Origin of the sequence: Thermomonas hydrothermalis, from assembly GCF_900129205.1 — a bacterium.
GTDB lineage: Bacteria > Pseudomonadota > Gammaproteobacteria > Xanthomonadales > Xanthomonadaceae > Thermomonas > Thermomonas hydrothermalis.
This window is the reverse complement of record NZ_FQUK01000052.1, coordinates 1-12,436: the sequence shown is the minus strand read 5'-3', so window position 1 is coordinate 12,436 and position 12,436 is coordinate 1. Positions and strand designations below refer to the sequence as shown.

General features: G+C 66.3%; 13 protein-coding genes. 6 read left to right on the top strand and 7 right to left on the bottom strand.

The genetic code is table 11. The features are described 5' to 3' along the window. The 3 genes from BUA29_RS10920 to BUA29_RS10910 all read right to left on the bottom strand — a co-directional run. Positions 1–248 (bottom strand): transposase (locus BUA29_RS10920; protein WP_143148926.1); only part of this gene is annotated, 248 nt, incomplete at its 3' end. A gap of 75 nt (positions 249–323) precedes the next feature. Continuing rightward, positions 324–674 carry a hypothetical protein gene (locus BUA29_RS10915; protein ID WP_072756578.1) on the bottom strand — a complete coding sequence of 117 codons (351 nt, stop codon included), beginning with the start codon at positions 672–674 and terminating at the stop codon, positions 324–326. 43 nt (positions 675–717) lie between these two features. Then, positions 718–1,971: a 6-phosphofructokinase gene (locus tag BUA29_RS10910; RefSeq protein ID WP_072756577.1), complete on the bottom strand. Its 1,254-nt coding sequence runs from the start codon at positions 1,969–1,971 to the stop codon at positions 718–720. Positions 1,972–2,091: 120 nt separating this feature from the next. Here BUA29_RS10910 and BUA29_RS10905 point away from each other — a divergent pair, with 120 nt between their 5' ends. Next, a complete protein-coding gene (locus BUA29_RS10905; RefSeq protein ID WP_072756576.1) occupies positions 2,092–2,670 on the top strand; it encodes an adenylate kinase in 579 nt (192 codons plus the stop codon). A 117-nt stretch (positions 2,671–2,787) separates the two neighbouring features. Continuing rightward, entirely contained in the window at positions 2,788–4,149 is a 1,362-nt protein-coding gene (mpl, locus tag BUA29_RS10900; RefSeq protein ID WP_281247913.1) for a UDP-N-acetylmuramate:L-alanyl-gamma-D-glutamyl-meso-diaminopimelate ligase, read from the top strand. 36 nt (positions 4,150–4,185) lie between these two features. Here the strand turns inward: mpl and BUA29_RS10895 are convergent, their stop codons facing one another. Next, entirely contained in the window at positions 4,186–6,111 is a 1,926-nt protein-coding gene (locus tag BUA29_RS10895; RefSeq protein ID WP_072756574.1) for a bifunctional DedA family/phosphatase PAP2 family protein, read from the bottom strand. A gap of 59 nt (positions 6,112–6,170) precedes the next feature. Here BUA29_RS10895 and BUA29_RS10890 point away from each other — a divergent pair, with 59 nt between their 5' ends. From BUA29_RS10890 to BUA29_RS10880, 3 genes are all read left to right on the top strand, one after another. Continuing rightward, positions 6,171–6,992 carry an SDR family oxidoreductase gene (locus BUA29_RS10890; protein ID WP_072756573.1) on the top strand — a complete coding sequence of 274 codons (822 nt, stop codon included), beginning with the start codon at positions 6,171–6,173 and terminating at the stop codon, positions 6,990–6,992. Positions 6,993–7,112: 120 nt separating this feature from the next. After that, complete coding sequence (locus tag BUA29_RS10885) at positions 7,113–7,544, top strand: VOC family protein (protein WP_072756572.1); 432 nt, start codon at positions 7,113–7,115, stop codon at positions 7,542–7,544. Beyond that, the gene (locus tag BUA29_RS10880) at positions 7,544–8,770 is read left to right on the top strand and encodes an acetylornithine transaminase (RefSeq protein WP_072756579.1); all 1,227 of its coding nucleotides are present in this window, start codon (positions 7,544–7,546) and stop codon (positions 8,768–8,770) included. Before BUA29_RS10885 ends, BUA29_RS10880 begins: the two co-directional genes overlap by 1 nt. 7 nt (positions 8,771–8,777) lie before the next feature. On the opposite strand, the gene BUA29_RS10875 is transcribed toward BUA29_RS10880, so the two are convergent. Both BUA29_RS10875 and hemL read right to left on the bottom strand, forming a co-directional pair. Then, positions 8,778–9,905, bottom strand: a complete 1,128-nt coding sequence (locus BUA29_RS10875) for a trans-sulfuration enzyme family protein (RefSeq protein ID WP_072756571.1) — start codon at positions 9,903–9,905, stop codon at positions 8,778–8,780. A 28-nt stretch (positions 9,906–9,933) separates the two neighbouring features. Beyond that, positions 9,934–11,217, bottom strand: a complete 1,284-nt coding sequence (gene hemL, locus BUA29_RS10870) for a glutamate-1-semialdehyde 2,1-aminomutase (RefSeq protein ID WP_072756570.1) — start codon at positions 11,215–11,217, stop codon at positions 9,934–9,936. 112 nt (positions 11,218–11,329) lie between these two features. Between hemL and BUA29_RS10865 the strand changes: the two genes are divergently transcribed. Further along, on the top strand, positions 11,330–11,521 hold the full coding sequence (locus BUA29_RS10865; RefSeq protein WP_072756569.1) for a rubredoxin: 192 nt from the start codon (positions 11,330–11,332) through the stop codon (positions 11,519–11,521). 3 nt (positions 11,522–11,524) lie between these two features. Here BUA29_RS10865 and BUA29_RS10860 read toward each other — a convergent pair whose 3' ends face one another. Further along, entirely contained in the window at positions 11,525–11,971 is a 447-nt protein-coding gene (locus BUA29_RS10860) for a DUF192 domain-containing protein (RefSeq protein WP_072756568.1), read from the bottom strand. Positions 11,972–12,436: the final 465 nt, after the last annotated feature.

The window sequence follows — 12,436 nt, the reverse complement described above, 5'->3', positions numbered from 1 at the left end:
TGCTCCATCAGCATCCGCTCGCTCCGGATCGAGTAGAACAGCTGCAGCAGCTGCGCCCGCATCAGTTTCTCCGGCGCGATGGAGGCGCGGCCGGTATCGGCGTACAGCGCCGAAAACAGGCCGCTCATGCGTCTGAGCGCCTCATCGGCCAGCTCCCGAATGGATCGGAGCGGATGGTTCGCCGGGACGAAGTCGGCGAGCTTGGCGACCGTGAACAACGATTCCTGAGTGACGTCTGCACCGCGCATCCCACGCCCTCCACTATGGCTGAGGTCGATATCGCAAACAGAGGGCTTGAAAGCAAGCTCTGGCGCGGGAGAATTTCAACAAGCTGCTAGCGCACGCTCCTGCATCATGTTGCGCATGGCGCGGCCGCGCTCGACCACCACGAAGCAGTTGGACTGCTGGATCAACATGCGAATCACCGGCACGGTGGATGGCAGGCGCAGGTCGGAGGTCAGGTAGCGGTACCAGTCGCCTTCCTGTTCCTCGACGACCGCGATCGTCCCCATCGGCTCGTCGCAGTGTTCCAGATTGGCCGAAGTGCCTTGTGCATTGGCACCCGCCGCTGCGCCCTGGGGGTCATTCTGCTTTTTGTTCCATTGCGCCTGGGCAGGGCTGGACAGCAGGGTCAGGGAGAGCGTCAGGGCGCTGGCGATGAGCGTGATTTTCATGGGATGTCCTCTTGATAAACGGTGTGAAGGAGAGGGCGGAACGTCAACCGTGCCAGGCCGGTAACCGCCTCGGCACCGGACGGATATCCGGCATAACGTAATCGGGTAGCCCGTTCCGGCCAAAGGGCGGGAACGCTTCGCCGGTGATCAGGGGGGTCAGGTAGCGGCGGGCAGCGGCGGTGATGCCGTAACCGTCCTTGCGGATGAAATGTTTGGGCATGGTCTTTTCGCGGTTGGCGATGCGCGACAGCGGAGCGATATCCACGTGCCAGTGGTAGGGCGTATCGCTGTCGCGCACGATCACCGGCATCACCGCGTTCTGGCCGGCCAGCGCGCATTCCACCGCCGCCCGGCCCACGGCCATCGCCTGATCCAGGTCGGTCTGTGAGGCTAGGTGCCGGGCCGAACGCTGCAGGTAGTCCGGCAGCGCCCAGTGCACCTTGTGGCCCAAGGCGTCCTTGACCCGTCCGGCCAGATACGCCGCCACCCCGCCCAGTTGCGTGTGGCCGAAACTGTCCTTGCCGCCGGCATCGGCGACGAATCGGCCGTCGGCGGTGCGGATGCCCTCACTGGCCACCACCACGCAATAGCCGACCCGTTTCACCACGGCATCGACCCGAGCCAAAAAGTCGGCTTCATCGAATACCCGCTCCGGGAACAAGATCAGATGCGGGGCGTCGTCCTTGCCTGCGCCGGCCAGGCCCGCCGCTGCCGCCAGCCAGCCGGCATGGCGGCCCATGGCCTCGTAGATGAACACGCGGGTCGAGGTCTCCGCCATTGCTGCCACGTCGAGCGCGCATTCGCGCACGGACACGGCGGTGTATTTGGCCGCCGAGCCAAAGCCAGGGCAGCAGTCGGTGACTGCAAGGTCATTGTCGATGGTCTTGGGTACGCCCACGCAGGTCAGCGGGTACCCAAACTCGGCGGCCAGCTGGGAGACCTTCAGCGCGGTGTCGGCCGAGTCGTTGCCGCCGTTGTAGAGGAACCAGCGCACATCGTGGGCGCGGAAAACGGCCAGCAGACGCTCGTATTTGGCGCGATCCTCGGTCAGCGACTTCAGCTTGAGCCGGCAGCTGCCAAAGGCGCCGCCGGGGGTGTGGGCCAGGCCTTTGATCTCGGCGGCAGTGAGGCTGGAGGTGTCCAGCAGATCCTCGCGCAGGGCGCCCAGGATGCCGTTGCGGGCCGCCAGCACCGGCACCCGGCGGGCGCGGGCGGCCTGTAGCACGGCCGAGGCGGTGGCATTGATGACGGCGGTGACACCGCCGCTTTGGGCATACAGCAGGGTACCTGCGGGCATGGGGACGTCCTTGGCAATGCTCTGGAAAGGAGGGCGGATGCGGTAAGCTGGCTAGGTTGCGGGGGTGCGCCCTGCCCAGTCTAGCGCCGCCCCATTTCACCACTAAACCGGAGTAATTCGATGCGATTGGTTTTATTGGGGGCGCCCGGGTCGGGCAAGGGCACCCAGGCGGCGCGGTTGAAGGACTATCTGCAAGTTCCGCATATTTCCACCGGTGATCTGTTGCGTGCCGAAGTGGCCGCCGGCACCCCGCTGGGCCTGCAGGCCAAGGAGGTCATGGCGCGCGGTGATCTGGTCAGTGACGAGATCCTGCTGGGGATGCTCAAGGAGCGGTTTTCCCGTGAGGACACCCGCGCTGGCTTCATCCTCGATGGTTACCCACGCAATCTGGCCCAGGCCGCCGCGCTGGACGAGCTGCTGGCCAGTCTGGGGCAGACCTTCGACGCCGCTGTGCAGCTGGTGGTGGACAACGAGCAGATCATCGAGCGCCTGGCGGGGCGTGCCAAGGCCGAGGGGCGTGAGGACGACAGCCCGGAGTCGGTTCGGCATCGGCTCAAGGTGTATGACGAAAAAACAGCCCCGGTGATCGACTACTACCGCCAGCACGGCAAGCTGGTGACGGTCAACGGCATGGGAACGTTGGACGAGGTGTTCACCCGGATCGTGGAAGCGATCCAGCCCGGCCACGACATCGGCTAAAGCCGCCGATGGACGAAAGCGGGGCGGCTGCGCGCTGGCCCCGCGATCAAGCAAGTATCGGGGAGCGACGTGCGCGGCCGACGCGCCCGTCGTTCCACGCCTCCCGGAGCCCATGACGTGAAACTCCACATCCTCGGTATCGCCGGTACCTTCATGGGCGGTGTGGCCGCGCTGGCGCGCGATTTGGGCCATACCGTCGAAGGCAGCGATGCCAACATCTATCCGCCGATGTCCACCCAGCTGGAGCGGCTGGGGATTGCGCTCAAGCAGGGGTATGCGCCGGAGCACATCGCGCCGGATTGCGACGAGGTCGTGATCGGCAATGCGCTCTCGCGTGGCAACCCGGCGGTAGAGCACGTGCTGGACGCCGGTTTGCGCTACACCTCCGGCGCGCAGTGGCTGAGCGAGCGCGTGCTGCCCGGCCGCACCACGCTGGCCGTGGCCGGCACCCACGGGAAAACCACCACCACCTCGTTGCTGGCGTTCCTGCTGGACGCGGCGGGGCGTGCGCCCGGATTTTTGATTGGCGGCGTGGCCGAGGATTTCGGTGTATCGGCGCGGATCGGCACCGGCCGTGAGTTCGTGGTCGAGGCCGATGAATACGACACCGCGTTCTTCGACAAGCGCAGCAAGTTCGTCCACTACCGGCCGCGCATCGCCATTCTCAACAATCTGGAATACGACCACGCCGACATCTTCCCGGATGTAGCGGCGATCCAGCGCCAGTTCCACCACCTGGTGCGCACTGTGCCCGGCAGCGGCCGGCTGATCGTCAATGGCCATGATGCGTACCTGCGCGAGGTGCTGGCGATGGGCTGCTGGACGCCGGTGGAGCGGTTCGGGTTCGATGCTTCGTTCGAATGGAGCGCGCGCAAGCTGCGCGACGACGGCAGCCGCTTTGCGGTACTGCGCGAAGGCAGGGAGCTTGGCATCGTCGACTGGCCGCTGCTGGGCGACCATAACGTGCTCAACGGCCTGGCGGCGCTGGCGGCGTGTGCGGCAGCGGATGTGGACGTGGCGGCGCTGCTGCCAGCACTTGCCGGTTTCCGCGGTGTCAAGCGCCGGTTGGAAGTGCTCGGTGTGCAGCGCGGCATCACCGTCTATGACGATTTCGCGCACCATCCCACGGCGATTGCCACCACCCTGGCTGGTCTGCGTGCCAAGGTGGGGAATGCCCGCATCGTGGTGGCCATGGAGCCGCGCAGCAATTCCATGCGGCTGGGTGCGCATGCAGATGCGTTGGCGCCTGCGCTGGATCTTGCTGACGCGGTCGTGTTCCTGGCACGGCCAGAGCTGCCATGGGACGCCGGCAAGGTGATCGCGGCGCTACGCGGCGACGGGCGCGCAGTGGCAGATGCCGACGCGCTGCTGGCCGCCCTGGTCGAGTGCGTGCAGCCCGGCGACCATGTGGTGTTCATGTCCAACGGTGGCTTTGATGGCGCGCCGCGGCGGTTTTTGGCGGCGCTGGGTGGGCACTGAAATGCACGCGTCATCCTCGGACGTGCGAGGCGCCACTTAGCGAGGATGGAGCAGGACGCGTAGGCCCGGTTGCGTGCCGCCCAGTGCGTACAGGTCGGTCGGCAGCGTGTGGGACGGCGGTGCGGGTGTCCACAGCGTGATCAGACGCAGCCGGCGTTGCAGTTGCATGGTGTCGTAGCGCGCCACCCACAGCGGGGTGCCATCCGCCAGTCGTACCGGGGCTGGCCAGATGCGTAGCACCTCCAGGCGATCCGGCTGGGCGGGGTCGGCGCGGCGCAGCAGCAGCGCTTCAGGATGGGCGTTCAGTGCCAGCGGCAGCACTGGGCGCTGTGCTGGCGCCAGATCGTCGTCGAGCAGACGCAGTGCGGCCAGCCAGTCGGCGCTGGGCTGTACCTGCCAACCGGTGGTCGCAAGCCGCTGCCGCAGCTGCACGAGGTCGCCTGCGATTTCCAGATCGAAGCGGTTGCGGTCGGCGGCGATGCCGTGCGCCTGCCAGTCGTCGGGGCTCACCACCACCGCAGGCAGCGGTGGCACGAAACCTGCCAGCATCTTAGGTGCGCTGCGCGGGGCCACCCAGAGCGCGGCCAGCAGGAAGCTGCCGTAGAACGTCCAGGCCAGCGGCCGCATCCAGAACGCACGTTCGCTGCGGCGACGGTAGGCAATGCCGATCACCAGCACCCAGGCCGCACCCAGCAGCACGCCGCCGAGGATGTCGCTGAGCCAGTGCGCACCCAGATACAAGCGGGCGAAGCCGACCAGCGCGGTGGCGATGCCGGTCAGCAGATACGGCCATACCCGTTGTCGGCCCGGCAGTTCGCGTGCGATCAGCACCGCAAAGAAACCGAACACGACCGTGGTCATGGTCACCGCGATCGAAGGAAACCCAAAGCCTGCGGTCGCCGTGGGTGGCCGCGGCATGTCCACCAGCGCCTCCAGCCCCTTGGTCAGCGCCAGCCCCACCACGATCGCCACCAGCCAATGCACCGCCGCCTGCCAGCGCCGCCGCCACAGCAGCCACAGCAGCGCCGCGGTCGAGGCGATTGCCAGCACCGGCGCGCTGCCCAGTGTGGCCAGGGTGGCCATCATCCGATCCGCCAGCGGATTGCGCAGGGCGAACATGAAGGCGTGGACGTCGTGATCCAGCAGCAACGGGCCGCCGCGCAGCATCAGTGCAGCGCTGAGCCAGCCCCACAGCCAGGCCACGGCAAACAGGCACACCGCCAGGAGCAGTAGCGGGGCGGTTTCCGGTCGCCGACGGTCGATCAGTGCCGCGGTATAGCGGCCGAGCAGCGGATGCCGGTCGCTCCAGCGCAACAGGCGTGCCAGCAGACTGTCGGCGTGGTTGGCAAACCAGCGCCAGCCATACAGCACCAGTGCCCAGGCCAGCGCCAGCACCGCCAGCAGGCCCAGCAGTACCAGCGCCAGTTTGTCGGCGACTGCGGCCACCGCCTCGTAGGCCTGCCCCAGCACCCAGCCTGGCAGCAGGAACAGGATCGCCCAGCTCAGACAGGCCAGGGTACTGGCCTGCAGGTAGCGCGGCAGGGGCATGCCTGCCATGCCAGCGATGGCGGGCACGAACGGCCGTACCGCGCCCACATAGCGGGCGATCAGGATGCTCTTGAATGCATTGCGACGGAACAGCGTCTCGCCGCGCTCCAGCAGCTGCGGGTAGCGACGGAATGGCCACACGCTGCGTAACGCGTTGCCCCAGCGCCGGCCGACCCAGTAGCTCAAGCCGTCACCCGCCAGCGCACCCAGTGCAGCGCAGGCCACGGCGTACGGGCCTGCGATTTCGCCCATCCCGATCAGCACGCCGATCGCCACCATCAGTGGCAGCGCCGGCACCAGCGCGCCCAGCACGATCACGGCATCGCAGAACGCGATGGCAAAAATCAGCAGGCCGGCGGCCTGCGGGTGTGCGCCGATCCAGGCAACGGTGTTGTCGAACCATGCGCTGTGCATCGGCCGATTATAGGTGGCAGGGGTTACACTTCGGCGCCTTCCGACTGCAGGAAATGCCCATGTCCACCTTGTCTGGAAAGACGCTGTTCATCACGGGTGCCTCGCGCGGCATTGGTCTGGCGATCGCTCTGCGCGCCGCGCGCGATGGTGCCAACATCGCTATCGCCGCCAAGTCCGATGTGCCCAATCCCAAGCTGCCGGGCACCATCCACAGCGCCGCGCGCGCGGTGGAAGACGCCGGCGGTCGCGCGCTGGCGCTCAAATGCGACATCCGCGACGAAGACCAGGTGCGTGCCGCGGTGGCCGCAACCGTGGACGCCTTCGGCGGGATCGATATCCTGGTCAACAACGCCAGTGCGATCTGGCTGCGCGGCACGCTGGACACGCCGATGAAGCGCTTCGACCTGATGCAGCAGGTCAACAGCCGTGGCAGCTTCCTGTGCGCGCAGGCCTGCCTGCCGCATCTGCTGCAGGCGGCCAACCCGCACATCCTCACCCTGTGCCCGCCGCCTTCGCTGGATCCGAAGTGGTGGGGCCCGCATACCGCCTACACCCTGGCCAAGATGGGCATGAGCTTCGTCACCCTTGGTCTGGCCGCCGAGTTTGGCCCGCAGGGGGTGGCGGTGAATGCACTGTGGCCGCGCACCTTGATCGCCACCGACGCGTTGAACATGATCCCCGGCGTCAGCCGGGCCAATGCGCGTCATCCGGAGATCATGGCCGATGCCGCCCATGCGGTGCTGACCCGGCCGGCGGCCGGGTTCAGCGGCCAGTTCCTGATTGACGAGGACGTGCTGCGCCAGGCCGGTGTCACCGATTTCACGCGCTACGCGGTGGATCCCAGCCATCCATTGCTGCCGGATCTTTACGTCGATGCTTGAATCCACCGCTTTGGCGTCAGGAATGCGTGCAAAGGCCGAACGCGTCGCCCGCGCAGGCCAGCGTTTGGGTTGCCTGGATTTGATGGAAATGCCTTCTCCCTTCCCCCATGGAGCGTTGGTATGAAATATCTGCACACGATGGTGCGTGTCCGTGATCTTGAAGCCTCGCTGCGGTTCTATTGCGAGGGCTTGGGTCTGCGTGAGACGCGCCGAATGGAGAATCCGCAGGGCCGCTACACGCTGGTGTTTCTGGCCGCCGATGAAAGCCCGGACGCCGAGATCGAGCTCACCTACAACTGGCCGGATGCGCAGGGCAATACCGAGGATTACGGCAGTGCCCGCAACTTCGGCCATCTTGCGTTCCGCGTTGCGGACATCTATGCCGTCTGCCAGCGCCTGCTGGACATGGGCTACACCATCAACCGCCCGCCGCGCGATGGCCACATGGCGTTCGTGCGCTCGCCCGATCTGATCTCGATCGAGCTGCTCCAGGACGGCCACTTGCCGCCGCAGGAGCCGTGGGCGTCGATGCCGAACACTGGCACCTGGTGATGCGCGTGGCAACGCAAGACCTGCTTGCATTGGGGCGCGAGGTGCTGCTGCCGGTCTACCGGCAGCGTGCGATGATCCTCGAGCGCGGGCAGGGTGCCCGCGTCTGGGATAGTGACGGTCGCGATTACGTGGATTTCGCCGCCGGCATCGCGGTGTGCAGCCTGGGGCATTGCGATCCCGAGCTCACCGCCGCGCTGGTCGAGCAGGCCGGCCGGTTGTGGCACACCAGCAACGTCTTCTACAGCGAGCCGCCGCTGCGACTGGCGCAGGAGCTGGTGGCGTCTTCGCGGTTCGCCGAGCGCGTGTTCCTGTGCAACTCCGGCGCGGAGGCCAACGAGGCTGCGATCAAGCTGGTGCGCAAATGGGCCACGCAACAGGGGCGCACGCCCGATCGTCGCGTCATCGTGACCTGCAGAGGCAGCTTCCACGGCCGCACGCTGGCGGCGGTCACGGCCACTGCGCAACCCAAATATCAGGAAGGCTACGAGCCGCTGCCGGGCGGATTCCGCTATGTCGATTTCAACGACATTGCCCAGCTTGAGGCTGCGATGGCGACAGGCGACGTGGCCGCAGTGATGCTGGAGCCGGTCCAGGGCGAGGGCGGCGTGGTGCCGGCTGCGCCCGGGTATCTGCAGGCGGTGCGCGCGCTGTGCGACCAACATCATGCGCTGCTGGTGCTGGACGAGATCCAGTGTGGCATGGGGCGCACCGGGGCGCTGTTCGCGCACTGGGAAGATGGCGTGGTACCCGACATCGTCACTCTGGCCAAGGCCCTCGGCGGCGGCTTCCCGATCGGTGCGCTGCTGGCCGGCCCGAAGGTGGCGCAGGTCATGCAGTTTGGCGCGCACGGCACCACCTTTGGCGGTAATCCGCTGGCAGCGGCGGTGGCGCGGGTGGCGTTGCGCCGGCTGGCCTCGGAGGAAATTGCTGCGAATGTGGCCAGGCAGTCGCAGGCACTCCGCGATGGACTTGCCGAGCTGAATCGCACCTTTGGTCTGTTTGCCGAAGTACGAGGCCGTGGGCTGATGCTGGGAGCAGTGCTGACCCCTGAGCATGCTGGCCAGGCCGGCGCCATCGGTGACCTGGCCGCAGCACACGGTTTGCTGATACTGCAGGCCGGGCCGGATGTGTTGCGCTTCGTGCCGGCGCTGAACATTGATGACGAGGCCATCGCCGACGGCCTGGCGCGGCTGCGGCAAGCATTGGCGGCGTTCGTGGGCGGCTGAGCCGGCCTCAGCCCAGTGCCTGCGCGAAGTCGGCGACGAGGTCGTCGCCGTCTTCCAGCCCCACCGAGATCCGCAGCAGATTTTGCGGTGAGCGCGGGTGCGCGCCTTCCACCGAAGCACGGTGTTCGACCAGCGACTCGCAGCCGCCCAGCGAGGTGGCGTTGGTGAACACGCGCAGCTTGCCGGCCACCGCCAACGCGGCCTCGCGTCCGCCGTGCAGTTCGATGCTCAGCATCGCGCCGAAGTCGCGCATTTGCCGCGCGGCGATCGCGTGGCCGGGATGGCTGGGCAAGCCCGGCCAGTTCACCCGCGCCACTGCCGGGTGGCTGGCCAGATACGTCGCCAGCTTGCGTGCATTCGCGCAGTGCATGGCCATGCGCGCACCCAGCGAACGGCAGCCACGCAAAATCAGCCAGGCGCTGAACGGCGCCAGCACTGCCCCTGTCACATGCAGCCGGTGCGCGACGTGCCGGGCGAAGTCGTCATCGCGGGCGAAGACCAGCGCACCGCCCAGCACGTCGCTATGGCCGCCGAAATATTTGGTGGTCGAGTGCATCACGATATCGGCGCCCAGCGTCAACGGACGTTGCAGCAGCGGCGTGGCGAAGGTGTTGTCCACCACCACCCGCGCGCCTGCGGCGTGGCCCAGTGCGGCCAATGCAGCGATGTCACTCACCTTCAGCAACGGGTTCGAGGGCGTCTCGATCCACAGCATGGCCAGGGGAGTAGCGCAGGCGGCGCGCACCGCGTCGAGGTCGGCCATGTCGATCGTCTCGACGACCAGTCCGCGCTCGGGCAGAAATTCGCTGAACAGCATGCGCAGCCCCGTGTAGCAGTCATCCGGGAACAGCACCCGGCTGCCGGCGGGGAGCGACTCCAGCAGTGTCGTCATCGCTGCCATCCCGGAGGCGAACGTGAGCGCGGTGGCGCCACCTTCCAGCGCGGTCAACGCCTCGCGCAGCCGGTCATTGGTGGGGTTGCCCTCGCGCTGGTATTCGTAGCCGGCGATACGTTCGCCGGCCGGGCCGTGCCGGAACGTGGTTGCCAAATGAATCGGCGGTGCCACCGCGCCGGTGGCGGGATCCGGGGCATTGCCAGCATGGACGGTCAGCGTGGCGGGGTGCAGCGTGTGCATGCTGTCTCCGGGTAAGGGCGAGGGTGTGTCAGATGGCTTGAAACGCCGCGCGCGCGGCGTCAAGGGTGGCAGCGATCACGGCATCGTCATGTGCCGAGGAGATAAAGCCCGCCTCGAACGCGGATGGTGCCAGGTACACGCCGCGGTCCAGCATGGCGTGGAAGAATCGGTTGAAGGCCGCCGTGTCGCAGGCCATGGCCTGCGCGTAGGTGTCCACCTTCTCGGCGCTGAAGAACAGCCCGAACATGCCACCGACCCGCTGGGTGGAGAAGGGGACGCCGGCCTCACGGGCAGCCGCTTCCAGGCCATCACACAGGGCATGGGTTTTGGCCTCCAGCGTCTCGAAGAATGCAGGCGCCTGGATGAGCTCGAGCATGGCCAGGCCCGCGGCCATCGCCACCGGATTGCCGCTGAGCGTGCCAGCCTGATAGATCGGGCCCGCGGGTGCCACCTGCTGCATCAGCTCACGCCGGCCGCCATAAGCACCGACGGGCATGCCGCCGCCGATCACTTTGCCGAGCGTGGTGAGATCCGGCGTGACGCCGTAGCGTGCCTGCGCGCCACCCAGCGCGACGCGGAAGCCGGTCATGACCTCATCGAAGATCAGCAGCGCGCCGTGGCGCGTGCACAGTTCGCGCAGATGCTGCAGGTAGCCTTCGCGCGGTGGCAGGCAGTTGGCATTGCCCACCACAGGTTCGACGATCAAAGCGGCGATCTCTGCACCGCATGTGTCGAACAACCTGGTTGCGGCATCGAAGTCGTTGTAGGGCAGCGTCAGTGTGAGGTCGGCCAGCGCCTTGGGCACACCCGGCGAGGTCGGCACGCCGAAGGTCAGCGCACCGCTGCCAGCCTTGACCAGAAAGCTGTCGCCATGGCCGTGGTAGCAGCCTTCGAACTTGACGATCTTCATGCGACCGGTGGCGCCGCGTGCCAGCCGGATCGCCGAGAGTGTGGCCTCGGTACCGGAGTTGACCATCCGCACCATCTCCATCGATGGCATCAGCCGGGTGATGGTTTCGGCCATCGTCACTTCCAGCGGATTCGGCGTGCCGAATGACAGCCCATTGCGCGCAGTGGCGATCACCGCCTCCAGCACTTTCGGATGGTTATGACCCACGATCATCGGGCCCCACGAGCCCACGTAGTCGATGTAGCGGTTCCCATCGACATCGAACAGATATGGCCCTTCTGCACGTTCGACGAAAAATGGTGTGCCGCCCACGGATTTGAAAGCGCGCACCGGGGAGTTGACGCCGCCAGGCAGCAGCGCCTGGGCGCGGGTGAACAGAGTCTTGGAGTGATCGTTGCGCATTGGCATGAGTCGTCTCGAAGCGTGAAGGGGAGAGCAACGTCGTCGCGGGCGCAACTTCCACCCGTCGTCCGACGATGGGACAATCGGCGCGTCTTTACGGATTATCGCTCCGATGCAACCAGCCGGCTCCAATCCTCCGTATCGCAAGTGGATGTGCGTGGTCTGCGGCTACATCTACGACGAGGCGCTGGGCGCACCAGAGGACGGCCTCGCCCCAGGCACCCGTTGGGAGGATGTGCCTGAGACCTGGACGTGCCCGGATTGCGGCGTCACCAAGGACGACTTCGAGCTCTACGAGGGCTGAGCCTCATTGCCCGGTCGGGATGCCTGGGCCGAAGGTCAGTTTGCTGCCGTCTTGCAGGTTTAGTTTGTCGGCCTGGCCGGCATTGAGCTCCAGCACGTAGCGCGCCGGCACGTTGCTCGGATAGGCCGGGCAGGCATCGCCGAGCGAGCAGGGCGGCACATTGCGCTGTTGTGCCACCAGCGTGCGGTTGTCGTCGAAGTACAGGATGTCCAGCGGGATCTTCGTGTTCTTCATCCAGTAGGCCTGCGGGGCCTGCACGTCATGGATGAACAGCATGCCGTGGTCTTCTGGCATGGCATCGCGGAACATCAGCCCGCGCGCCCGCTGTGCTTCATCCACGGCAAGCTCCACGGTATAGCGGTGACCGGCCAGTTCGACCCAGGGTTGGCTGGCGCCGGCACAGCCGGAGACGGACAGGGACAGCAGGGTGAGCAGAGCAAGTTTGCGCATAGTTGGGGAAGTTAGTGAACAGGCGCGCACGATGCGCGCGATGCAACGATTTCGTCAACACGTCAAGACTTTGCAAACGCGTTTCGATCATGGAAGATGCGCGCCCCTGCCGAGGCGGTGTTGGCTGAGGCGGGGGAGAGAGAGGCGGCCTCGCAGGGTGTTGACAGACATGAAAACCCCTGTATGATGTTGGGCTCCCTCGGGCGCTACGGCGCTGAGGTAGAGAGGTAGGCGTTGCGGCCTGGCTTTGCGATCTTTGACAGTGTGCGCAGGTGACTTGTGCGGGCGTCTGGCTGTGGATGTTGTCCATAGCAGATGTCTGAACAGAACCTCAATTCTTTGTATTCGTACGCAAGTACACGTACAGCGAGTAATTGGGTCTGGTCAGGCTTTGCGCTTCGAAGCATTAGAGGCTTTGGCCTCGAAGACTTTAAGTGAAGAGTTTGATCCTGGCTCAGAGTGAAC

Coding starts and splice junctions, on each gene's coding strand:
- BUA29_RS10910 (WP_072756577.1), bottom strand. CDS start 1,971: ATGCCCGCAGGTACCCTGCTGTATGCCCAAAGCGGCGGTGTCACCGCC.
- BUA29_RS10905 (WP_072756576.1), top strand. CDS start 2,092: ATGCGATTGGTTTTATTGGGGGCGCCCGGGTCGGGCAAGGGCACCCAG.
- BUA29_RS10895 (WP_072756574.1), bottom strand. CDS start 6,111: ATGCACAGCGCATGGTTCGACAACACCGTTGCCTGGATCGGCGCACAC.
- BUA29_RS10885 (WP_072756572.1), top strand. CDS start 7,113: ATGAAATATCTGCACACGATGGTGCGTGTCCGTGATCTTGAAGCCTCG.
- BUA29_RS10865 (WP_072756569.1), top strand. CDS start 11,330: ATGCAACCAGCCGGCTCCAATCCTCCGTATCGCAAGTGGATGTGCGTG.
- BUA29_RS10860 (WP_072756568.1), bottom strand. CDS start 11,971: ATGCGCAAACTTGCTCTGCTCACCCTGCTGTCCCTGTCCGTCTCCGGC.
- BUA29_RS10880 (WP_072756579.1), top strand. CDS start 7,544: ATGCGCGTGGCAACGCAAGACCTGCTTGCATTGGGGCGCGAGGTGCTG.
- BUA29_RS10875 (WP_072756571.1), bottom strand. CDS start 9,905: ATGCACACGCTGCACCCCGCCACGCTGACCGTCCATGCTGGCAATGCC.
- BUA29_RS10890 (WP_072756573.1), top strand. CDS start 6,171: ATGTCCACCTTGTCTGGAAAGACGCTGTTCATCACGGGTGCCTCGCGC.
- BUA29_RS10915 (WP_072756578.1), bottom strand. CDS start 674: ATGAAAATCACGCTCATCGCCAGCGCCCTGACGCTCTCCCTGACCCTG.
- hemL (WP_072756570.1), bottom strand. CDS start 11,217: ATGCGCAACGATCACTCCAAGACTCTGTTCACCCGCGCCCAGGCGCTG.